18 protein-coding genes are annotated in these 21,154 nt (G+C 70.0%); 10 read left to right on the top strand and 8 right to left on the bottom strand.

Annotated elements, in window-relative coordinates:
* Window positions 1-104: 104 nt before the first annotated feature.
* The 3 genes from P9K36_RS12475 to P9K36_RS12465 all read left to right on the top strand — a co-directional run bounded on the left by P9K36_RS12475 (window position 105) and on the right by P9K36_RS12465 (window position 3,100).
* A complete protein-coding gene (locus P9K36_RS12475; RefSeq protein ID WP_043354433.1) occupies window positions 105-1,295 on the top strand; it encodes a YihY/virulence factor BrkB family protein in 1,191 nt (396 codons plus the stop codon).
* 100 nt (window positions 1,296-1,395) lie between these two features.
* On the top strand, window positions 1,396-1,806 hold the full coding sequence (gene msrB / locus P9K36_RS12470) for a peptide-methionine (R)-S-oxide reductase MsrB (protein ID WP_043354431.1): 411 nt from the start codon (window positions 1,396-1,398) through the stop codon (window positions 1,804-1,806).
* A 319-nt stretch (window positions 1,807-2,125) separates the two neighbouring features.
* Window positions 2,126-3,100, top strand: coding sequence for a hypothetical protein (locus P9K36_RS12465; RefSeq protein WP_075380212.1), 975 nt, complete (start codon window positions 2,126-2,128; stop codon window positions 3,098-3,100).
* 186 nt (window positions 3,101-3,286) lie between these two features.
* Here the strand turns inward: P9K36_RS12465 and P9K36_RS12460 are convergent, their stop codons facing one another.
* Window positions 3,287-3,715, bottom strand: coding sequence for a L,D-transpeptidase (locus tag P9K36_RS12460; RefSeq protein WP_236961407.1), 429 nt, complete (start codon window positions 3,713-3,715; stop codon window positions 3,287-3,289).
* 244 nt (window positions 3,716-3,959) lie between these two features.
* Here P9K36_RS12460 and P9K36_RS12455 point away from each other — a divergent pair, with 244 nt between their 5' ends.
* From P9K36_RS12455 to P9K36_RS12445, 3 genes are all read left to right on the top strand, one after another.
* On the top strand, window positions 3,960-5,333 hold the full coding sequence (locus P9K36_RS12455; protein WP_043354440.1) for a dicarboxylate/amino acid:cation symporter: 1,374 nt from the start codon (window positions 3,960-3,962) through the stop codon (window positions 5,331-5,333).
* A complete protein-coding gene (locus tag P9K36_RS12450; RefSeq protein ID WP_053609806.1) occupies window positions 5,333-6,271 on the top strand; it encodes an ROK family protein in 939 nt (312 codons plus the stop codon). Before P9K36_RS12455 ends, P9K36_RS12450 begins: the two co-directional genes overlap by 1 nt.
* Before the next feature lie 214 nt (window positions 6,272-6,485).
* Window positions 6,486-7,382: a bestrophin family protein gene (locus tag P9K36_RS12445; protein WP_043384367.1), complete on the top strand. Its 897-nt coding sequence runs from the start codon at window positions 6,486-6,488 to the stop codon at window positions 7,380-7,382.
* Window positions 7,383-7,391: 9 nt separating this feature from the next.
* On the opposite strand, the gene P9K36_RS12440 is transcribed toward P9K36_RS12445, so the two are convergent.
* Window positions 7,392-7,973 carry a histidine phosphatase family protein gene (locus P9K36_RS12440; RefSeq protein WP_278307127.1) on the bottom strand — a complete coding sequence of 194 codons (582 nt, stop codon included), beginning with the start codon at window positions 7,971-7,973 and terminating at the stop codon, window positions 7,392-7,394.
* 131 nt (window positions 7,974-8,104) lie between these two features.
* Here P9K36_RS12440 and P9K36_RS12435 point away from each other — a divergent pair, with 131 nt between their 5' ends.
* The 3 genes from P9K36_RS12435 to metH all read left to right on the top strand — a co-directional run bounded on the left by P9K36_RS12435 (window position 8,105) and on the right by metH (window position 14,145).
* The gene (locus tag P9K36_RS12435) at window positions 8,105-9,112 is read left to right on the top strand and encodes a metalloregulator ArsR/SmtB family transcription factor (RefSeq protein ID WP_043384360.1); all 1,008 of its coding nucleotides are present in this window, start codon (window positions 8,105-8,107) and stop codon (window positions 9,110-9,112) included.
* A gap of 57 nt (window positions 9,113-9,169) precedes the next feature.
* Complete coding sequence (gene metF / locus P9K36_RS12430) at window positions 9,170-10,090, top strand: methylenetetrahydrofolate reductase [NAD(P)H] (protein WP_043384357.1); 921 nt, start codon at window positions 9,170-9,172, stop codon at window positions 10,088-10,090.
* Window positions 10,091-10,392: 302 nt separating this feature from the next.
* A complete protein-coding gene (gene metH / locus P9K36_RS12425; protein WP_278307283.1) occupies window positions 10,393-14,145 on the top strand; it encodes a methionine synthase in 3,753 nt (1,250 codons plus the stop codon).
* Between the two features lie 223 nt (window positions 14,146-14,368).
* Here the strand turns inward: metH and P9K36_RS12420 are convergent, their stop codons facing one another.
* The 6 genes from P9K36_RS12420 to P9K36_RS12395 form a co-directional block, all read right to left on the bottom strand.
* Window positions 14,369-14,713, bottom strand: a complete 345-nt coding sequence (locus P9K36_RS12420; RefSeq protein ID WP_043384355.1) for a transcriptional regulator — start codon at window positions 14,711-14,713, stop codon at window positions 14,369-14,371.
* Window positions 14,710-14,997 (bottom strand): DUF6516 family protein, encoded by a 288-nt coding sequence (locus P9K36_RS12415; RefSeq protein WP_043761143.1) that lies wholly within the window; start codon window positions 14,995-14,997, stop codon window positions 14,710-14,712. The genes P9K36_RS12420 and P9K36_RS12415 overlap by 4 nt, the downstream gene beginning before the upstream one ends.
* A 202-nt stretch (window positions 14,998-15,199) precedes the next feature.
* The gene (locus tag P9K36_RS12410; RefSeq protein ID WP_236961409.1) at window positions 15,200-16,204 is read right to left on the bottom strand and encodes an SMP-30/gluconolactonase/LRE family protein; all 1,005 of its coding nucleotides are present in this window, start codon (window positions 16,202-16,204) and stop codon (window positions 15,200-15,202) included.
* Between the two features lie 51 nt (window positions 16,205-16,255).
* Window positions 16,256-17,986: an L-arabinonate dehydratase gene (gene araD, locus P9K36_RS12405; RefSeq protein ID WP_278307126.1), complete on the bottom strand. Its 1,731-nt coding sequence runs from the start codon at window positions 17,984-17,986 to the stop codon at window positions 16,256-16,258.
* A gap of 16 nt (window positions 17,987-18,002) precedes the next feature.
* Entirely contained in the window at window positions 18,003-19,361 is a 1,359-nt protein-coding gene (locus P9K36_RS12400; RefSeq protein ID WP_278307125.1) for an MFS transporter, read from the bottom strand.
* Window positions 19,362-19,442: 81 nt separating this feature from the next.
* A complete protein-coding gene (locus P9K36_RS12395) occupies window positions 19,443-20,162 on the bottom strand; it encodes a ribonuclease activity regulator RraA (RefSeq protein WP_043384349.1) in 720 nt (239 codons plus the stop codon).
* Between the two features lie 192 nt (window positions 20,163-20,354).
* Here P9K36_RS12395 and P9K36_RS12390 point away from each other — a divergent pair, with 192 nt between their 5' ends.
* Window positions 20,355-21,056, top strand: a complete 702-nt coding sequence (locus P9K36_RS12390) for a GntR family transcriptional regulator (RefSeq protein ID WP_043346233.1) — start codon at window positions 20,355-20,357, stop codon at window positions 21,054-21,056.
* Window positions 21,057-21,154: the final 98 nt, after the last annotated feature.

Below are 21,154 nucleotides of genomic sequence, written 5' to 3'. Positions count from 1 at the left end.
AACGCGCGGAGGGCCGCAGCGTCCCCGCCAAATGCGCGGAACGGCCACGGCACGACGACGTTGGGAGTCCCGAGCGCGGCAGTTCCGCGCACTGGCCCCGATATATGCCTCCGTCACCGTCGCGTTCGACCGGACCATCCGAGACCGGCTCGATCCTCTGGATCCTGATGCTCGGCTCGGCTTTGGTCGCCCTCGCGGCGGCGCCGGCGCGGCGCGGCGTGTCGGCGGCTCCCCCCGCGAGCGAACCGCCCAGCGACCGCGAGCCGACGGCCGACGATCGGGGTTTGCAGAAGGGTGTGGCCGCGGGCGCGCGCTCGATCTCGGGGCGCGCCGCGCAGCTCACCGCCGCGACGCAGGCCGAGCGGGGCCGCGCCGCCGACAGCCCCACCGAGATGACGCGGTCCGGCTGGAAGGACATCGCCGTCCGGGTCTACCTGGAGTTCAACAAGGACCGGGTGCTGGCGGTCGCCGCCGGGGTGACCTTCTACTCGCTGCTGTCGCTGTTTCCCGCCATCGCCGCGCTGGTCTCCTGCTACGGCCTGTTCGCCGACGTGACCGTCATCAACGATCACCTCGCCCAGCTTCACGCGGTCCTGCCGTCCGGCGCGGTCGAACTCATCGGCGATCAGGTCAAGCGCATCGCCGCCAAGGGCAGCGGATCCCTCAGCATCACGTTCTTCTCCAGCCTGCTGCTGTCGCTCTGGAGCGCCAACGCGGCCATGAAGGCGATGTTCGATGCGTTGAACGTGGTCTACGAGGAGGAGGAGAAGCGCAATTTCTTCTGGCTGAACCTCCGGTCCCTCACCTTCACGGTGGGGGCTCTGCTGTTCATCATCATCGCGCTCAACGTGATCGTGGTCGTGCCGGTGGTGCTGAACTTCCTGGGCCTCGGCTCGACCGCGTGGCTGCTCGCGGCCCTGCGCTGGCCGGCGATCCTGATCGTCCTGCTCGGCGGCCTGTCGGTGCTCTACCGCTTCGGGCCGAGCCGGGAACATGCCCGCTGGCGCTGGGTCGGGGTCGGCAGCGTGGTCGCGGGCCTGCTCTGGCTCATCGCCTCGCTCCTGTTCTCCTGGTACGTCGCCAGCTTCGGCACCTACAACGAGACCTACGGCTCGCTGGGCGCGGTGATCGGCTTCATGACCTGGATCTGGATCTCCTCGACGATCGTGCTGCTCGGCGGCGAGATCAACGCCGAGCTGGAGCACCAGACCGCCCGCGACACCACCACGGGCGCGCCGCTGCCGATGGGCTTGCGCCGGGCGCGGATGGCCGACACCGTCGGCGCGGCCGCCTGACCGCGGCCTCGCCGGTGCCGGACGCGGCATTGCGATACGCTCCGGGACTGCCGAAAACCGTGCGCAATCCCTATATAGCCTTGCGAAAAGGGAGATCGCCATGGCCGACACGCCGACCACCAGCCCGGACACCCGCAGCGACGCGGAATGGCGCTCGACGCTGACGCCGGAGCAGTACCGGGTCCTGCGCGAGCACGGCACCGAGCGGGCCGGCACGAGCTGCCTGCTCGCCGAGAAGCGCGCCGGCACCTTCACCTGCGCCGGCTGCGGGCAGCCGCTGTTCGAGCAGGGCACCAAGTTCGAATCCGGGACCGGCTGGCCGAGCTTCTTCGAGCCCCTGCCGGGCGCCGTCGAGACCACGGTGGACCGCAGCCACTGGATGGTCCGCACCGAGGTCCACTGCGCCCGCTGCCAGGGCCATCTCGGCCACGTCTTCGACGACGGCCCGGCTCCGACCGGCCTGCGCTACTGCATGAACGGCGCGGCGATGAATTTCGAGCCCGCGGAATGAGGCGCGTTCCGGCCTAACCTGGGTTCGGAATTCGGGCTCAAAAGCCGGGATATCGGGGATAGAAGGCGCCGCGGCCGGAGCCTCGACCCGATCCGGTCTTGATTTCGTCGCGTTTTTGCTTAGCGCTCTATAGTCTCAGGTTGTCGCTGTCCGGTGATTGGCGACGGAAGCGGTCAGGCTCTGACGAATACGGTGTGGCAGTCCAGCTTATACGCCGTGCGGGTCGGTTCCACTTGCACCCTTCCGTGCGGCCCGGCGGCGCTGAGGGCTGTCCGCCGGATCGGCGCACTGCCGACCAAGCGGGAGGGGTTTTGAGTTCATGAGCACCGTTCGCCGATTTCTGGTCGCACCGTCCCTGGTCCGCCTGATCCGCAAGGAGCGGGGCGGCGCCCGGATCACCGAGGGGCACTTCGCCCCGCAGGGTGGCCGCGCGTCCTATGTGCGTGTCGACGGCCAAGTCTGCCAGCTGGTCCTGGTGAACAAGGGGGCGGACGGCATCCCGGTCGAGGAGCGCACCGACGTGCCGCGCGCCCACGGCGACGCCCTGCTGGACGTCTGCCCCGGGAAGGCCGCCTACGACCGCACCACCCTGAATGCCGGCGGCCGCGAGATCGCCATCGACCGCTACGTCACACCCGGCAGCCTGGACCTGATCAGCATCACCTTCGACAATGACGGCGATGCCGCGGCCTTCCATGCCCCGAGCTGGTTCGGCCGGGAGGTCAGCAACGAGCCGGCCTTCGAGCGGCAGGCCCTCGCGATCCAGGGCGTGCCGGCCGCCGAGGAGGTGGCGCTGAGCAACGCCGCGCTCGACGCGGTGCTGGACCTGATCGAGCCCCGGTTCGGCTTCGGCCGCTACGGCAGCAGCAGCCGGAACGCCGAGTCCGACGAGGGTGCGACGAGCGCCATGCGCCGGGCCGTGACGCCGGCCGCCGCGGCTGCCCCGGCCGCCGCGCCGGTCGTTCCGGCGCCTCCGGCCCCGGAGCCGGCTGCGGCCGCGCGCCCGCCCGAACCGGCCCCCGAGCATCACCCCGAGCCGGAGCCTCAGCCGGAGCCCGCGCCGGAGGCGGCCGCGCCCGCCGAGACGCCCGCCGCCCCGACCGGCCCGGGGGACCCCTTGCACGGGGATGCCCGCATCGACGACGTCATCGAGAGCCTGTCCCAGGCGCTCGGTGCTGCGATCCACCAGCAGCCCGATCACGCGGCGGAGAACAAGGACGCGAAGAGCGAGGATCCCGCCTCGATGTTCGAGCGCTGGACCGTCCGGCCCCGCCGGACCCAGCAGCAGACCTGAGCCCACGATAAGGCGTCAAGCAAACGGGCCGCAGCGCAGATCGCGCTGCGGCCCGTCCGCGTTTCGGGACCCGGCCCTCCTCGGGCGGTCCCGGGGGATCCGGGCCTCTGTGCCGGGTGCCGACGGCTTGCGACGCAAGCCGCATCTCCGCTCAGGCCTGGGGCAGGGGTGAGGCGGCCCGGTCGCTCAATCGCGGATCACCACCGTCGCTCCGCCGCGGCTGCGGGCGAGGCCGAACAGGGCGGCGGCATGGCCGGGCGACAGGCGGATGCAGCCGTGGCTCGCCCGGCGTCCGAGGGCTCCGGTGGCATAGGTGCCGTGGATCGCGTAGCCGCCGCGGAAGAACATCGCGTGCGGCATCGGAGAGCCGTGATACTTGCGGGAGCGCCACATCGGCGCCATCAGCCCGACGCGGAACCGTCCGCTGGGCGTGACGTAGCCGCGACGGGCCGTGGACACGGGCCATTCATAGGCCGGATAACCGTCGACATAGACGCGCATGCGCTGCCGCGACTGGTCGATCCGCGCGACGACGCCGGCCGAGGCGGGCTCGATCAGGATGCCGGTGAGCAGCACGCCCAGGAACGCCGTTCGGGCCCGGTGGAATCCAGCCACGGACACTCTCCAGAGATCACCGGATGCCGTCGATTGGCCGGCTCAGTCCGCCGGAGACCAGAAACAGCCACGCTTCTCAGCCTGCGCGCACTTGTCAGACGAGAGAAGTGACTTCGGCCGGGATCGACAGATTTTTGTCACGGATGGTTCCCGGCCCATAACCGTGCAGGCGTTGAGGCGCCGGATGATAATCGCTAGCGTGCCGGCACAATGGGAGGGTGCGCGGTCGTCGCACGGGATGGACATGGCACAGGCAATCCACGCGCCGGCTCCCGCCGCAGCGCCCCGCGAGCCTTGGTACAAGGTGCTCTATATCCAGGTCCTGATCGCCATCGCGCTCGGCGTGCTGCTCGGCTGGTACGACCCGGCCACCGGCAAATCGATGAAGTGGCTCGGCGACGCCTTCATCGGCCTGATCAAGATGATGATCGCGCCGATCATCTTCTGCACCATCGTGCACGGCATCGCGTCGATCGGCGACCTGAAGAAGGTCGGCCGGGTCGGGCTGAAGGCGCTGGTCTATTTCGAGGTGGTCTCCACCATCGCGCTCCTGATCGGCGTCATCGTCGGCGAGGTGATCAGGCCCGGCGCCGGGTTCAACGCCGACCCGTCGAAGCTCGACGCCAGCAAGGTCGCGACCTACGCCAGCAAGGCGGCCGCCGATTCCACCGTCGCCCACATCCTGGCGATCATCCCCAAGAGCTTCCTCGATCCCTTCGCCACCGGCGACCTGCTTCAGGTGCTGCTGATCTCGATCCTCACCGGCGTCGTGGTGACGAACCTCGGAGAGCGGGCGGCCGGCGTAAACCGGGCGATCGACACCGCCGGCCAGATCTTCTTCCGGATCATCGGCATCATCGTGAAGCTCGCCCCCGTCGGCGCCTTCGGCGCCATGGCCTTCACGATCGGCGAGTACGGCATCCAGAAGGTCTACGATCTCGCGTGGCTGGTCGGCACCTTCTACATCACGGCGCTGCTGTTCGTGCTCGTGGTGCTCGGGACGATCGCCCGGATCGCGGGCTTCTCGATCCTGCGCTTCCTCGCCTACATCAAGGACGAGTTGCTGATCGTGGTCGGCACCTCGTCCTCCGAGACGGTGCTGCCGCAGCTCATGACCAAGATGCGCCGGCTCGGCGCCTCGGACTCGGTGGTCGGCCTCGTCGTTCCGACCGGCTACTCGTTCAACCTCGACGGCACCAACATCTACATGACGCTGGCCACGCTGTTCCTGGCGCAGGCCGTGGGTGTGGACCTGTCGATCAGCCAGTACGCGACCATCATCCTGGTGGCGATGCTGACCTCGAAGGGCGCGTCGGGCGTCACCGGCGCGGGCTTCATCACCCTGGCGGCGACCCTCTCGGCGATCCCCAACAGCCCGGTCCCGGTGGCCGCCATGACCCTCGTGCTCGGGATCGACAAGTTCATGTCCGAGTGCCGCGCGCTCACCAACCTCGTGGGCAACGGCGTCGCCTGCGTGGTGGTCAGCCGCTGGGAAGGCGAGCTCGACGTGGCCAAGCTCAACGAGGTGATGGCCCATCCGCTCGCCATCGGCACCCACATCGCCGACGAGGCGCCGCAGCCGATGGGAACCGACAGCAAGGTCGCTGCCGCCGAGTGATGGGGTCGCCCGCGGCAGGATCCGGAGGGCGCCCGCGCCTCGGCATCGATCTCGGCGGCACGAAGATCGCCGGGATCGTCCTGGGCCGGGATGGCTCGACCCTGGCCGAGGCCCGGGTGGCCGCCCCGCGCGGCGCCTATGGGGAAACCGTCGAGGCCGTGGCCGATCTGGTCCTGCGTCTCGAAGCCGAAGCCGGCATGCCCTGCAGCGTCGGCATCGGCATGCCGGGGAGCCTGTCTCCGGCGACGGGCCTCGTGCGCAACGCCAACTCGCACTGGCTCAACGGACACCCGTTCGCGGCCGATCTCGAGCAGCGGCTGGAGCGGCCTCTGCGGATCGAGAACGACGCCAATTGCCTGGCTGTGTCGGAGGCGATCGACGGCGCCGGCGCCGGGGCCCGTGTGGTCTGGGCCGTGATCCTGGGCACCGGCGTCGGCTCCGGCATCGCCCTCGACGGGCGGGTGCTCACGGGCCGCAACGGCATCGCGGGCGAATGGGGCCACGGTCCCCTGCCGGCCCCCCGCGACGACGAGCGACCGGGTCCCGCCTGCTATTGCGGCCGCCGGGGCTGCGTCGAGACCTGGCTGTCCGGGCCAGGGCTGGCGGCGGACCACGCCCGGCGGCACGGCGGGAACCTCACCGCGGAGGCCGTCGTCGCCGAGGGCCGGACCGGCAGTCCGGCGGCGCAGGAGACGCTGGCCGCGCATCTCGAGCGGCTCGGGCGCGCGGCCGCCCAGGTGGTGAACCTGTTGGACCCGGATGTGATCGTGATCGGCGGCGGCCTGTCGCGGATCCCGGAGCTGATCGCCGGCCTGCCGGCTGCGATCGCCCCCCATGTCTTCTCGGACACCTTCGACACCCCCGTGCGGGCGAGCCTGCACGGCGACGCATCGGGCGTGCGCGGCGCGGCATGGCTGTGGGAGGCAGAGGGCGCCTGATCCGGGCCAGGCCCCCCTTGCATGATCGGCCGCCCCTTGCACGATCGGCCGCCCGCGGCCCGCGCGACGGGTCCCCGATGCGCCGTCAGCCGGGCCAGCTCGCACGGTCCGCCCCGCCGGGCTGGGCGGCCGGCGCCCCTTTTCACCAACACGTTCCTTGCCGGCGCGCGGGGGGCAGGGCAGGGCTAAGAAGCCCCCCAGACCCGAAGCCCCGATGATCGTCCGCACCCGGCCCAACCTGCTGACCCTGCTGTTCACCCTGCGCGGCTCGATCCTGCCGCGGGTGGCGCCGAAGCTCGCAGGGATCGTCGCGGTGTCCTGCGCGGTGGTCTGGGCGGAATCGCGATGGCCCGAACTGTTCCCGGTCACCGCGGGGGTCACCCCGTTCACGGTGGTCGGCCTCGCCCTCTCGATCTTCCTGAGCTTCCGCAACAACGCCTGCTACGAGCGTTGGTGGGAAGCCCGGAAGCACTGGGGCAACCTGATCGGCGAGGTGCGCAACCTCGCCCGCATCCTCCCGGCCCTGCTGCCGGAGCGGGAGGCGGCGCGCCAGCTCCGACGCCTCTCGGCCTTCGCCCACGGGCTTCATGCCCGCCTGCGGGCCCTCGACGAGGCCGCCGCGGTGGGCCGGATGAGCCCCGGATCGGACCTGTCGGGCCCGAATCCCACCGACTCGATTCTGGGCGCCATCACCCGGGACCTGGCCGCGCTGATGCGCGCGGGCGGGCTCAGCGACATCCAGTTCGGCATCCTCGAAGCCCGGATCGAGGCGCTGTCGGGCGTGCACACCGCCTGCGAGCGCCTCGCCAACACGCCGCTGCCCTTCGCCTACACCCTGTTGGTGTACCGGACCGCGTGGCTCTACTGCCTGCTCCTGCCGGTGGGCCTCACGGGCTCCCTGGGCTGGGCGACGCCCGTCGTGGTGGCGCTCGTGGCCTACACGTTCTTCGGCCTCGACGCCCTCGGGGACGAGCTCGAGGAACCGTTCGGCACCGAGCCGAACGACCTGCCCCTCGACGCCATGGTCCGCGCCGTCGACCGGATCGTGCACCACGCCCTCGGCGAGCCGATGCCGGACGCGCTCGCGCCGGATGGGTATTGGCTGCGCTAGCGTCGGCGCCTAGCCGTTCCAGGCGCGCAGCACCGGCTCGGTGCGGTCGTGTTCGTAGCCGAGCACCGAGACGCTCGCTGTGCCGAGGACGAGAAGCGCCCCTCCCTGCGGCGGCAGCCCGATCCAGCGCGCGGCGAGCACCCGCAGGACATGCGCGCTGGAGAACACGACGAGGTCGGCATCACGGGCGCGGGCCCGGGCGATGATCCGGTCCGCCCGAACGCCGACCGCCTCCGCCGTCTCGCCGCCGGGGCAGCCGTCGCGGAACAGGCGCCAATCCGGCCGCTCGGCCAGGATCGCCTGCGTGGTCCGGCCCTCGTAGGCGCCGTAATCCCACTCCGCGAGATCCGGATCGATCACGCGCCGGTCACCGAAGCCCGCCAGCGCGCAGGTCGTGGCCGCCCGGCTCGACGGGCTCGACCAGACCTCCGCGTAGGAGCGAGCCGCGAGGCGCGGGGCGAGGGCGCGCGCCGCTTCCTCGCCCTCCGGGGTCAGGGGGATGTCGCTGCGCCCGGTATGCTGGCCGGATCGGCTCCAGGCGGTCTCGCCGTGGCGGACCAGCGTGATCTGCGGGAACGGGCTCTCGGACATGCACGCCTCCCCGGGCCCGCACTCGGCGGCCCTGCCATCAACGCGGCCGCCGCGCTTCGGTCTCATCCACCTGGCAAACCCCCGCAAGTTCGTGCTTGCGCCCACCGCGAAACGCACATAAACATATCTTTATGTCTATTGAACGCAGGCAAGAGGCGGGATCGATCCCCTTTCCGGAAGCCCTGGGCGTCCTGCGTGCGGCCGCCGAGGAGACGCGCCTGCGCATCCTGGCGCTGCTCGCCGAGGGGGAATTGTCGGTGTCCGACCTGACCGACATCCTCGGCCAGTCGCAGCCGCGGATCTCGCGGCATCTCAAGCTTCTGGTGGAAGCCGGGCTTGTCGAGCGTCACCGCGAAGGGGCCTGGGCGTTCTTCCGGCTGTCCGACGCCCGCGCCGGCCTGGCGGATCCGCTGCTGTCCGGTCTCGACCGGACCGCACCGCCACTGTCGGAGGACCGCGCCCGTCTCGATGCCGTGCGGGTGCAGCGGGCCGAGGCGGCCGAGACCTTCTTCGCCCGGCTGGCGCCCAAATGGGACGAGCTGCGCTCGCTGCACGTTCCGGAGGCGATCGTGGAGGCGGCGGTGCTGGACGCCCTGGGCGACCGGCCGATCGGCAGCCTGATCGATCTCGGCACCGGGACGGGCCGCATGCTTGGCCTGCTGGCTCCCCGGGCCAGCCGCGCCACCGGGCTCGATTCGAGCCATGCCATGCTGTCCGTCGCCCGGGCCAACCTGGAGCGCCAGGGCCTGTCGCGGGTGGATCTGCGGCAAGGCGACATCCACGCGCCGCCCTTCGCCCGGTCGAGCTTCGACCTCGTGGTGGTCCATCAGGTGCTGCATTATCTCGACGACCCGGCCCGGGCGCTCCGCGGCGCCGCGCGGCTGGTGGCGCCGGGCGGCCGTCTGCTGGTGGTGGATTTCGCGCCGCACGAGCTGGAATTCCTGCGCACGGGCCAAGCCCACCGACGCCTCGGCTTCTCCGCCGAGCAGGTCTCCGGCTGGCTCGCGGAGGCCGGTCTCGCCACGGTCGGCACGCGCGATCTGGCGCCGCGCGAGTCGGGTCAGCTCACCGTCACCCTCTGGCTGGCCCAGGACGGTCTGGCCGACGAGACTGAACAGCCCCGGCGCGCCGTCGCCTGACATCCAGAACCTCCGCAGACTTCGTCTGAACCGATCGACATAGAGGACGAGACCCCGATGCGCCGCTCCACCCACCGCGCCAGCCGCGACGGCTACCACCCGATCCGCGTCTCGATCGAGTTCTTCCCGCCGAAGACCGAGGAGATGGAGAAGATCCTCTGGGGCTCGATCGAGCGTCTGGCGCCGCTTCAGCCGAGCTTCGTCTCGGTGACCTACGGGGCCGGCGGCTCCACCCGGGAGCGCACCCACAACACGGTGGCCCGGATGGTCCGCGAGACCGGCCTGAAGCCGGCCGCGCACCTCACCTGCGTGGACGCCACCCGGGAGGAGATCGACGCGGTGGTCCAGTCCTACTGGGATGCGGGCGTGCGCCACATCGTGGCGCTCCGCGGCGACCCGGCGGAGGGCGTCGGCCACGCCTACCGGCCGCATCCGGGCGGCTACGCGTCGACCGCCGAGCTGGTCGAGGGGATCAAGCGGATCGGCGACTTCAAGGTCTCGGTCTCGGCCTATCCGGAAAAGCACCCGGAGGCGGCCTCGCTCGACGCGGACATCGAGGCCCTGAAGGCCAAGGTCGATGCCGGCGCCGATCAGGCGATCACCCAGTTCTTCTTCGAGAACGAGGTCTTCCTGCGCTACCTGGAGAAGGTCCGGGCCGCGGGGATCACGATCCCGATCATCCCGGGCATCCTGCCGGTGCAGAACTTCAAGCAGGCGGCGAACTTCGCCCGCCGCACCGGCGCCTCGGTGCCCTACTGGCTGGCCGCCCGGTTCGAGGGCCTGGAAGACGACGTGGAGACCCGCCGCCTCGTCGCCGCCGCGGTGGCGGCCGAGCAGGTGCTCGACCTCGTGGACGAGGGCGTCAACGACTTCCACTTCTACTCGATGAACCGCTCGGATCTGGTCTACGCGATCTGCCACCTGCTCGGCCTGCGCGCCCAGGCGCCGAAGCTGGCGGCCGCCAAGGCGGCGGCTTAATTCCCGAGGCCGCGCTCGACACCCACGATCCGTCCTCGCGAGCGCAGCGAAGCGACCCAGGACAGCGCGACATCCGTGAGCGTGGCGCTGCTGGACTGCTTCGCTCCGCTCGCAGAGACGGGGACGCCTCCGCGCCCATGGCACGGAAGCGTCTGGTAGAATGAAGGTTTTCACCCTCCTGAGGTGCCGCGCGAGCGGCCTCGAAGGCGGGCTCCAGGGAACACCGAGATATCTGGAGGCCTCCTGCGAGGCCTCCGCTTCGCTCCGGCACCTCGGGACGAGGTGATCTGACAGGACGCATGATGACCGATTTTGCCCCCGTCGACGGTACCGCGATCGCACAGGCGCTGCGCCAGCGCGCGGCGGAGAAGATCCTCGTCCTCGACGGTGCGATGGGCACCGTGATCCAGCGGCTGAAGTTCTCGGAAGAGGATTTTCGCGGCGACCGGTTCAAGGATCACGGCCACGATCAGAAGGGCAACAACGACCTGCTGATCCTGACTCAGCCCGACGCGATCCGGCAGATCCACCTCGACTACTTCCTGGCCGGCGCCGACGTCTGCGAGACCAACACCTTCTCGGGCACCACCATCGCCCAGGCCGATTACGGCATGGAGTCGATCATCCACGAGCTGAACGCCGAGGGCGCGCGGCTCGCCCGGGAGGCCGCCAAGCTCGCCGAGGAGAAGGACGGCCGCCGCCGCTTCGTGGCCGGCGCCATCGGGCCGACGAACCGCACCCTGTCGATCTCGCCGGACGTGAACAACCCGGGCTTCCGGGCCGTGACCTTCGATCAGGTCAAGCAGGCCTATGTCGAGCAGGTCCGCGGCCTGATCGACGGGGGCGCCGAGCTGATCCTGATCGAGACCATCTTCGACACGCTCAACGCCAAGGCCGCGGTGGCGGCGGCGTGGCAGGTCTTCGACGAGACCGGCATCCGGCTGCCGATCCAGATCTCCGGCACGATCACGGATCTCTCGGGCCGCACCCTGTCGGGCCAGACCCCGGCGGCCTTCTGGCACGCCCTGCGCCACTCCGATCCGCTGACCTTCGGCCTCAACTGCGCGCTGGGCGCCCGCGAGATGCGCGGCCACATCGCCGAGCTGTCGCGGATCTGCGACACGCTGGTCTGCGCCTACCCGAATGCCGGCCTGCCCAACGAGTTCGGCCTCTACGACGAGAGCCCGGAGGCGATGGGCAAGCTCGTCGGCGAGTTCGCAGAATCCGGCCTCGTCAACATGGTCGGCGGCTGCTGCGGCACCACCCCGGACCATATCCGCGCAATCAGCGAGGCCGTCGCCGGCAAGGCGCCGCGGCCGATCCCCGAGATCCCCCGCCTGATGCGGCTGTCGGGCCTCGAGCCCTTCGTCCTCACGAAGGAGATCCCCTTCGTGAACGTCGGCGAGCGCACGAACGTCACCGGCTCGGCCAAGTTCCGCAAGCTCATCACCAACGGCGACTACGCGGCGGCGCTGGACGTCGCCCGCGATCAGGTGGCGGCCGGCGCCCAGGTGATCGACGTCAACATGGACGAGGGCCTGCTCGACTCGCAGAAGGCGATGGTCGAGTTCCTCAACCTCGTCGCCGCCGAGCCCGACATCGCCCGGGTGCCCGTGATGGTCGATTCCTCGAAGTTCGAGGTTATCGAGGCGGGGCTCAAGTGCATCCAGGGCAAGCCGATTGTGAACTCGATCTCCATGAAGGAGGGCGAGGAGAAGTTCATCGAGGCCGCCAAGGTCTGCCGCTCCTACGGCGCCGCCGTGGTGGTGATGGCCTTCGACGAGCAGGGGCAGGCGGATTCCTACGAGCGCAAGGTCGAGATCTGCACCAAGGCCTACCGGATCCTGACCGAGCAGGTCGGCTTCCCGCCCGAAGACATCATCTTCGACCCGAACATCTTCGCGGTCGCCACCGGCATCGAGGAGCATAACGGCTACGGCGTCGCCTTCATCGAGGCGACCCGCACGATCCGCGAGACCCTGCCGCACGCCCACATCTCGGGCGGCGTCTCGAACCTGTCCTTCGCGTTCCGCGGCAACGAGCCGGTGCGCGAGGCGATGCACGCGGTGTTCCTGTTCCACTGCATCCAGGCGGGCATGGACATGGGCATCGTCAATGCCGGCCAGCTCGCCGTCTACGACGAGATCCCGGCGGAGCTCCGCGAGCTCTGCGAGGACGTGGTCCTCAACCGGCGCGACGATTCCACCGAGCGCCTGCTGGAGGCCGCCGAGCGGTTCAAGACCGGCGCCTCGGCCCAGGCCAAGACCGCCGACCTGACCTGGCGCGAGGCGCCGGTCGGGAAGCGCATCGAGCACGCCCTGGTCAACGGCATCACCGAGTACATCCTGGCCGACACCGAGGAGGCCCGCCAGGGCGTGGAGCGGCCGCTCCACGTCATCGAGGGCCCGCTGATGGCCGGCATGAACGTGGTCGGCGACCTGTTCGGCGCGGGCAAGATGTTCCTGCCGCAGGTGGTGAAATCCGCCCGGGTGATGAAGCAGGCGGTGGCCTATCTCGAGCCCTACATGGAGGCCGAGAAGCTCGCCAATGGCGGCGACGGCAAGCGCCAGGCCGCCGGCAAGGTGCTGATGGCCACCGTGAAGGGCGACGTCCACGACATCGGCAAGAACATCGTCGGCGTCGTGCTGGCCTGCAACAACTACGAGATCATCGATCTCGGCGTGATGGTGCCGGCCGCCAAGATCCTGGAGACCGCCAAGCGCGAGCAGGTCGACATCGTCGGCCTGTCCGGCCTGATCACCCCGTCGCTCGACGAGATGGTCCACGTGGCGGGCGAGATGGAGCGCGAGGGCATGGACGTGCCGCTGCTGATCGGCGGCGCCACCACGAGCCGCGTCCACACGGCGGTGAAGATCCACCCGGCCTACGCCAAGGGGCAGGCCGTCTACGTCACCGACGCGAGCCGGGCGGTCGGCGTGGTGTCGAGCCTGATCTCCAAGGAGACCCGTGGGCCCACGATCGAGAAGGTCCGGGCCGAGTACGCCAAGGTCGCCGACGCCCATAAGCGCTCGGAGGTCGACAAGCAGCGGCTGCCGCTGGCCAAGGCGCGGGCCAACGCCTTCAAGGTCGACTGGTCGGGCTACAAGCCGGCCAAGCCGACCTTCACCGGCACCCGGGTCTACGGCTCCTACGAGGTCGCCGACCTCGTGCCCTACATCGACTGGACGCCGTTCCTGCAGACCTACGAGTTCAAGGGCCGCTTTCCGGCGATCCTGGACGATCCCGAGCAGGGACCGGCCGCCCGCGCCCTCTACGAGGACGCGCAGGCGATGCTGAAGCAGATCGTTGAGGAGCGCTGGTTCAACCCGAAGGCGGTGATCGGCTTCTGGCCGGCCAACAGCGTCGGCGACGACATCGCGCTCTACACCGGCGAGAGCCGGTCGGAGCGGCTCGCCACCTTCCACGGCCTGCGCCAGCAGCTCTCGAAGCGCGACGGGCGCGCCAACACCTGCCTGTCGGACTTCGTGGCGCCTTCCGAGACCGGCATCGCCGACTATGTCGGTGGCTTCGTGGTGACGGCCGGCCTGGAGGAAGTGCGGATCGCCGAGCGCTTCGAGCGGGCCAACGACGATTACCGGGCGATCCTGGTCAAGGCGCTCGCCGACCGCATCGCCGAGGCCTTCGCCGAGCGGATGCACGAGCGGGTGCGCAAGGAGTTCTGGGGCTACGCGACGGAGGAGGCCTACGCCCCCGAGGAGCTGGTGCTGGAGAAATACGACGGCATCCGCCCGGCTCCCGGCTACCCGGCCCAGCCCGACCACACCGAGAAGACGACCCTGTTCGACCTGCTGCGGGCCGAGAGCCGGATCGGCGTGAAGCTCACCGAATCCTACGCCATGTGGCCGGGCTCGTCGGTGTCGGGGATCTACATCGCCCACCCGGAGGCGCACTATTTCGGCGTCGCCAAGGTGGAGCGGGATCAGGTCGAGGATTACGCCGTCCGCAAGGGCATGGATGTCCGCGAGGTCGAGCGCTGGCTCGGGCCGATCCTGAACTACGATCCGGCGCGGTACTTGGCGCAGGCGGCGGAGTAGGGGCGGGGGCTCGACGCACCACGAGGCCATACGGTCTTAGGTCGGAGCGCGGGTCCCTCTCCCGAACGGGAGAGGGACCCGCGCTCCCTGATCAGCGGCAATGTCCACCGGAGATGTGTGAACAGCGCATCCTGTCCGGGGAAGCGGCGTTTCGGATGAAACGGAACCCCTGTCCCGGGCGCCTGCGCCGCCAGCCGAATGCGAGCCTGGGATGGAAGAGTCCTCAGGCCGCCTTCCCGATCGTGAAGTCGACGTGCACGGCGTCGTAGGGAAAGACGATGCGCTCGTCGTCCGTACGATCCAGGATGCCGGCATTCAGGAGCGCGTGCACGTCGGCGTGGATGTTCTTCACGTCCCGGTCCAGCAACCGCGCCACGGCGCGCAGCGACATGGGCTCCTGGCCCGCGAGCGCTCGGATCAGCGCCCAGCGACGGGGCGTCAGGACGGTCCACAAGCCCTCGACGCTGGGGAAAGAGATGAACGCGCCGCGCTTCTCGCCCCGGAAGGCCGCCAGTACGCGGGCACTAGCCTCCTCGACCGAAGAGACGCCGATGGTCACGGTTCTCATGACTCCCTCCAGGATTCGACATCGGCCCAGAAATCGGCCAGCAGGGCCTCGGGGGTGGTAAAGCGATAGGCGATCTCCGCCTCGCCGACGTGCCTGTGGTCGCCCTTGCCGGCTTCGTTGTCATAGCGAAGCACGCATGCACCATCGACGACGAGGGCGAGCCGGTACTTGAAGGCGTGGCTGCTCTCGCGGACAGGCGTCGGCACGCGCCAGACCACCAGCTCTGCGAACGACCGCCCAGGGATGATTGCGATTCGCTCCTTGAGCAGGAGTTCGGCCTTCACGTCAGCGAAAATGCCGGTGGCGACGGCTGTTGGCAAGAGAACCAACACACGTCGGGGAGTCGAGTCGAGAGCGTGCCTGCCGCCTCTGGGTCCCGCCTGAGATTCCGCTGGCCCTCACCGGGCCGCGTGCAACGAAAACGGAAATGGAACCCGGGATCCGCCCCGCAAGTCATCGCGGAGCGGTTCGCCGTATGATGCGGCCTCAGCAGGTCCCAGCGCCCCGGGTATTCACGTAGAGCGCGTAGACCGAGTGCGTCGCCGTCATCAGCAGCAGGTTGCGGTTCAGGCCGCCGAAGCACAGGTTGGCGCAGCGCTCGGGCAGGCGAATCCGGCCGATCAGCTTGCCCTGCGGTGAGAGCACGATGACCCCGTCCTCGGCCTCGCTCATCCCCCAGCCGCACCAGAGATTGCCGTCGACATCGGCGCGGAAGCCGTCCGGCGTGCCGGTGCCGGCGTCGTAGAACACGCGGCCGTTGGCGGTCTTCGTGCCGTTCTCGACCACGTCGTAGACGCGGATCAGGCGGTTGGGCTTGGCCCGGGCCTCGATCAGGTACAGCTTCGTTCCGTCCGGCGCGAAGCACAGGCCGTTCGGCCCGGCCACACCCTCGACCACGACGCTGGCCTGCCCGGTCGCCGGATCGATCCGGTAGACGTTGCCCGGCAATTCCGGGGCCGCCATCGCCTCGTGGGGGTTCGGCCCGAAGGCGGGATCGGTGAACCAGACCGCGCCGTCGGCATGGCAGACCACGTCGTTGGGCGAATTCAGCGGCTTGCCGTCGAACCGGTCCATCAGCGTGGTGATGGTCCCGTCATGCTCGGTCCGGGTGACGCTGCGGGTCCTGTGCTGGCAGGTGATCAGCCGCCCCTGCCGGTCGCGGGTGTTGCCGTTGGCGTAGTTCGACGGCCTGCGGAATTCCGAGAGCGAACCCGACGCCTCCTCCCACTTCATGATCCGGTCGTTGACCACGTCGCTGAACAGCAGCGCGCCCCGGTCGCCGAACCAGACCGGCCCCTCGGCCCAGCGGAAGCCCGTGGCGACCCGCTCCACCGTCGCCGAGGCGAGGCGGTACTTGGCGAAGGCCGGATCGAGGATCTCGACGGCCGGGTCCGGCACCCGCTGCGACGGCTCCCAGCCGGCCCCGGCCGCCCGCGCGGTGCCGAGCAGGGCCGCTCCGGCGAGCAGGCCCCTGCGTGCGATCATCACCATGTGTCCTCCCTGTGATCGGGCCCGCCGCCTGTTGCCGACGGCTCGGGCCGGTCAGTGAATCTCGGGTTCCGGGATCCCCCCGGCGCCCTCCAGAAAGTCGAAGTCGCAGCCCTCGTGGGCCTGCCGCACGTGCTGGGCGAACAGGCGGTTGTAGCCCCGGGGATAGGCCCGGTCGGGCGGCACGAAGGCCTTCACCCGCGCGGCAATCTCGGCATCGTCCAGGTGCAGGTGGATCCGGCGGGCGGCCACGTCCACGCTGATCAGGTCGCCGTCGCGCACGGCGGCGAGCGGGCCGCCCGCGGCCGATTCCGGCGCCACGTGCAGGATGCAGGCGCCGTAGCTCGTCCCGCTCATCCGCGCGTCCGAGATGCGGACCATGTCGCGCACGCCCTGGCGGAGCAGGACCTTGGGGATCGGCAGCATGCCCCATTCCGGCATGCCGGGCCCGCCGATCGGGCCGGCATTGCGCAGGATCATGACGTGGTCGGGGGTGACGTCGAGGTCGAGGTCGTTCACCGCCGCGCTCATCGCGTCGTAGCTGTCGAAGACCAGCGCGGGGCCGGTATGCTGCAGGAGCCGCGGGTCGGCGGCGGGCGGCTTGATCACGCAGCCGTCCGGCGCGAGGTTGCCGTAGAGGATCGCGGTCCCGCCCATCGACACGATGGGCTTGTCGAGGGGGCGGATCACGTCGTCGTTGAAGACCTTCGCGCCGGCGAGCCCGTCGCCGATCGTGCCGCCGGTGACCGAGCGAGCGTCGAGGTGGAGGAGGGGGGAGAGCCGCGCCATCAGCGCCCGGATTCCGCCCGCGATGTGGAAATCCTCCATCAGCCACTGCCCCGAGGGCCGGAGGTTGGCGATCACCGGGACTTTCTGGGCGACCTCGTCGAACGCGGTGAGCTTCACCGGGATGCCGGCCCGGCCCGCCATGGCCACGAGGTGGATCATCGCGTTGGTGGAGCCGGCCAGCGCGTTGTGGACGACGAGCGCGTTGTCGATGGAGCGCCGGTCGAGGATGTCGGAGGGCTTCAGGTCCTCCCAGATTATCTCCACGATGCGCCGGCCGCAGGCGCTCGCCATACGGGGATGGTCGGCGTCGGCCGCCGGGATCGAGGCCGCGCCCGGCAGGGACAGGCCCAGCGCCTCGGTGATCGCCGTCATGGTCGAGGCCGTGCCCATGGTCATGCAGGTGCCGGCGGAGCGGGCGATGCCCGCCTCCATGTCGTTCCACTCCTGCGTGGTGATGGTGCCGGCCTCCTTCTCGGCCCAGTACTTCCAGACATCCGAGCCGGAGCCGAGGATGTTGCCCCCGAAATGCCCGCGCATCATCGGCCCCGCCGGGAGGAAGATCATCGGCAGGTTCATGGAGATGCCGCCCATCACGGTGCCGGGCGTGGTCTTGTCGCAGCCGCCCATCAGCACCGCCCCGTCCACCGGGTGCTGGCGCAGCAGCTCCTCCACCTCCATGGCCAGGAGGTTGCGGTAGAGCATCGTGGTCGGCTTGACGAAATTCTCGGACAGCGACAGCGCCGACAATTCGATCGGGAAGCCCCCCGCCTGCCAGACGCCGCGCTTCACCTGCTCCACGCGCTCGCGGAAATGCAGGTGGCAGGGATTGATGTCGCTCCAGGTGTTGATGATGCCGACGATGGGCTTGTTGCTGAAATCCGCCCGCTCATAGCCCATCTGTAGCATGCGCGAGCGATGGCCGAAGCTGCGCAGGTCGGTGGCGCCGAACCAGCGCTGGCTGCGCAGGTCGCCCAGGTCCTTCTTGCGCGCGGTCATCGCTCTGTCTCCGGTCTCACGGGCTCGGGCCGGCGGGGCGGAACGCGCCGCCGGTCCCATCGCGCGGGTCCGCCTCCGCCCGGCCTGACCGGACAGAGACGACCGTGATCGCCGCCGAGGCGAGCGCGCAAGCGGCCAGGAAATAAAGTCCCGCCTCGTAGCTGCCGGTGTAATCCTTGAGCCAGCCCAGGACGTAGGGACCGACGAAGCCGCCGAGATTGCCGATCGCGTTGATCAGGGCGATCCCCCCGGCCGCCGCGGGCCCGGACAGGAACTCCCCCGGCATCGCCCAGAAGGCGGGCTTGCTGCCGTAGAGCCCGATCGTCGCCACCGACATCGCCGTCAGCGCCCAGAGGCTGCCGAGCAGGGGGCCGGAGGCGACGAGGCCGAGGGCGGCGACCAGCGCGGCGATCACGAAGTGCCAGCGCCGCTCGTTGCGCCGGTCCGACGACCAGCTCCAGGCGACCATGCCCAGGGTCCCCACGACGTAAGGTACCGCCGTGGCGACGCCCGTCTCCCAGTCGGTGAGATGCAGGCTCTTCAGGATCGGCGGCATGAAGAAGGTGATGCCGTAGGTGGCGGTGCCGATGGTGAAGTAGATCGCCCCGAGGGCGAGCACCCGCCGGTCGGTGAGGGCCTGTTTGAGGGTGAGATGCCCGTGAGCCCTGAGCGTGCCCGCACGCTCCGCCGCGAGTTCGTCCCTCAGCCAGCGCCGCTCCTCGGCCGCGAGCCACGCCGCCTGTTCGGGCCGGTCCGTCATCAGCGCCAGAACCGCGAAGGCCAGCAGGATCGAGGGCGCGGCCTCCAGGAGGAACAGCCACTGCCAGCCGTGCAGGCCCAGCACGCCGTCGAGCTGGAGCAGCGCCCCCGAGATCACCGCCGTGAGAGCATTCGAGCCCGGCACCGCCAGGAACAGGGCGGCGACCACGCGGGCCCGGTACCGCTTGGGGAACCAGAAGGTGAAGTAGAGGATCACGCCGGGGAAGAAGCCGGCCTCGGCCACGCCCAGCAGGAAACGCAGGGCCAGAAAGCTCACCGGGCCGGTGATGAGGACCATGCTGCCCGCCACCAGTCCCCAGGTGACCATGATCCGGGCGATCCAGAGCCGCGCCCCGGCGCGCTCCAGAAGGACGTTGCTCGGAATCTCGAAGAGGACGTATCCGAGGAAGAAGATGCCGGCAGCCCAGCCGTAGAGCGTGGCGGAGAACCCGAAGTCCCGCTTCAGGCCGAACGCGGCGAAGCCCACATTCGTCCGGTCCATGTAGGCGACGAAGTAGATCAGGACGATCAGCGGCAGGAGTCGCCACGACACCTTGGCGACCGTCCGCCGCTCGATCTCCGGCGCCGCAGCGCCCCCGCGCAACCCCGCCGCCATGGCGTCCCCCCGAGTCGAATCCGACGCGTTCCGGCCCGTTGCCGATCGCGGGCCGGGCTGGAGCGGGCCGGTCCGGCACGCTCAGCGGCCGGTCCGCTTCCGCCAGGCGGCGAAATCGGCGAGGCTCTGTTCGTCGGTGGCAGGGTAGAGGCCGAGGATTGTGCGGCCCTTGCGAACCTCCTCGGTGACGAAGTCCTCGTAGGCGGTCATCTCGACGGCCTCGTCGGCGACGGCGTCGGCGAGATGGGCCGGGATCACCGCCACCCCGTCGCCGTCGCCGACGATCACGTCCCCGGGGAAGACGGGCGCGTCGCCGCAGCCGATCGGCACGTTGATGTCGATCGCCTGATGGAGGGTGAGGTTCGTCGGCGCCGACGGGCGCGCGTGATAGCTCGGCATCTCCAGCCGGGCGATCTCGTCGGCATCGCGAAATCCGCCGTCGGTGACGAGCCCGGCGCAGCCGCGCACCATCAGCCGGGTGGCCAGGATCGAGCCGGCGGAGGCCGCCCGGGCGTCCTTGCGGCTGTCGATCACCATCACGGCGCCGGGCGGGCACTCCTCCACGGCCTTGCGCTGCGGATGCGCGCGATCCCGGAACACCGTGATGGGGTTCAGGTCCTCCCGGGCCGGGATGTAGCGCAGGGTGTAGGCCTCGCCGACCATCGTCGGGCCGCCGGCCTTCAGGGGTAGCACGCCCTGGATCATCTGGTTGCGGAAGCCGCGCTTGTAGAGGGCGGTCATCAGCGTCGCCGTGCTGACGGTCTTCAGCTTGGCGCGCGTCTCAGGGGACATCCCGGACATCCGCTCCTCCTCCCTGGGCCTCGGTCTCGGCACCCGCGAACGGTGACAATCACATGTCGCTTGCGCCGGCCTTGGCTCCCGCCCGCGCTGAACGCGGACTGATATCCCAGATCTTGAGTAGCACGGTGCGCGGCGCCATTGTCAACCGGCACGGGTTGCGACAGACAGGATCCGACATCGACGGGGAAGCCCTTGGCCGGATTGGGATTTGCGGGCGGCGGACAGGTGCCGCCGGAGGATGGGCGCAGGCCGCGCTCCCTCGCCGAGACCGCCTATGACGCCATCGAGCAGATGATCATCAGCCGCCGTCTCGCCCCGGGCGCCATGGTCTCGGAGGGCGAACTCGGCGCGGAGCTGGGCCTCGGCCGGACGCCGGTCCGCGAGGCTCTGGCACGGCTCAAGACGATCGGGTTCGTGGAGGTCCATCCGCGGCGTGGCGTTCTCGTCACCCAGGTGGACGTCATCAAGCATCTCGAATTGCTGGAGGTGCGGCGGCCCCTCGACGAGACCGTGGCCCGCTGCGTCATCGCGCGCGGCACGGCGGAGGACATGGCACACTTGCTGGACCGGGCAGCCGGATTGCGCAGCGCCGCCGAGGCCCGCGATCGGGAGGCCTATTTCCGGACCAAGCGCGGCCTGCACGAGGCCCTCGTCGGCGCGGCCTACAACGCGACGCTCACCGGCACCATGGCGGCGCTCCACGCCCAGTCCCGTCGGTTCTGGTACACCTACGAGCCCACCGCCAGCTTCCTGGATTGCGCCGGGATCCACGGGGCGATCCTGTCCGGCATCGCGGCGCGGGACGAAGCGGCGGCCCTGGCCGGGATCGGAACGCTGTTCGACTTTCTCGACCGGATGACCCGCCGGGCCCTCGACCGGCGGCCCCTGGTCTGACAGGTTGACCGCCCCGAACCCGCCCCTATCCTGAAACTGGGATATCAGCGGCATCCCAGCGGCGGGCGGAACGATGGCCGATCCCGGCGGAACGCCCC

Origin of the sequence: Methylobacterium sp. 391_Methyba4 (assembly GCF_029691625.1) — a bacterium.
Taxonomy (GTDB): domain Bacteria; phylum Pseudomonadota; class Alphaproteobacteria; order Rhizobiales; family Beijerinckiaceae; genus Methylobacterium; species Methylobacterium fujisawaense.
The sequence above is the reverse complement of the archived record's forward strand: the minus strand, read 5'-3'. Positions and strand labels throughout refer to the sequence as shown.

Coding starts and splice junctions, on each gene's coding strand:
- P9K36_RS12475 (WP_043354433.1), top strand. CDS start 105: ATGCCTCCGTCACCGTCGCGTTCGACCGGACCATCCGAGACCGGCTCG.
- msrB (WP_043354431.1), top strand. CDS start 1,396: ATGGCCGACACGCCGACCACCAGCCCGGACACCCGCAGCGACGCGGAA.
- P9K36_RS12465 (WP_075380212.1), top strand. CDS start 2,126: ATGAGCACCGTTCGCCGATTTCTGGTCGCACCGTCCCTGGTCCGCCTG.
- P9K36_RS12455 (WP_043354440.1), top strand. CDS start 3,960: ATGGCACAGGCAATCCACGCGCCGGCTCCCGCCGCAGCGCCCCGCGAG.
- P9K36_RS12450 (WP_053609806.1), top strand. CDS start 5,333: ATGGGGTCGCCCGCGGCAGGATCCGGAGGGCGCCCGCGCCTCGGCATC.
- P9K36_RS12445 (WP_043384367.1), top strand. CDS start 6,486: ATGATCGTCCGCACCCGGCCCAACCTGCTGACCCTGCTGTTCACCCTG.
- P9K36_RS12440 (WP_278307127.1), bottom strand. CDS start 7,973: ATGTCCGAGAGCCCGTTCCCGCAGATCACGCTGGTCCGCCACGGCGAG.
- P9K36_RS12435 (WP_043384360.1), top strand. CDS start 8,105: ATGTCTATTGAACGCAGGCAAGAGGCGGGATCGATCCCCTTTCCGGAA.
- metF (WP_043384357.1), top strand. CDS start 9,170: ATGCGCCGCTCCACCCACCGCGCCAGCCGCGACGGCTACCACCCGATC.
- metH (WP_278307283.1), top strand. CDS start 10,393: ATGACCGATTTTGCCCCCGTCGACGGTACCGCGATCGCACAGGCGCTG.
- P9K36_RS12420 (WP_043384355.1), bottom strand. CDS start 14,713: ATGAGAACCGTGACCATCGGCGTCTCTTCGGTCGAGGAGGCTAGTGCC.
- P9K36_RS12410 (WP_236961409.1), bottom strand. CDS start 16,204: ATGGTGATGATCGCACGCAGGGGCCTGCTCGCCGGAGCGGCCCTGCTC.
- araD (WP_278307126.1), bottom strand. CDS start 17,986: ATGACCGCGCGCAAGAAGGACCTGGGCGACCTGCGCAGCCAGCGCTGG.
- P9K36_RS12400 (WP_278307125.1), bottom strand. CDS start 19,361: ATGGCGGCGGGGTTGCGCGGGGGCGCTGCGGCGCCGGAGATCGAGCGG.
- P9K36_RS12395 (WP_043384349.1), bottom strand. CDS start 20,162: ATGTCCGGGATGTCCCCTGAGACGCGCGCCAAGCTGAAGACCGTCAGC.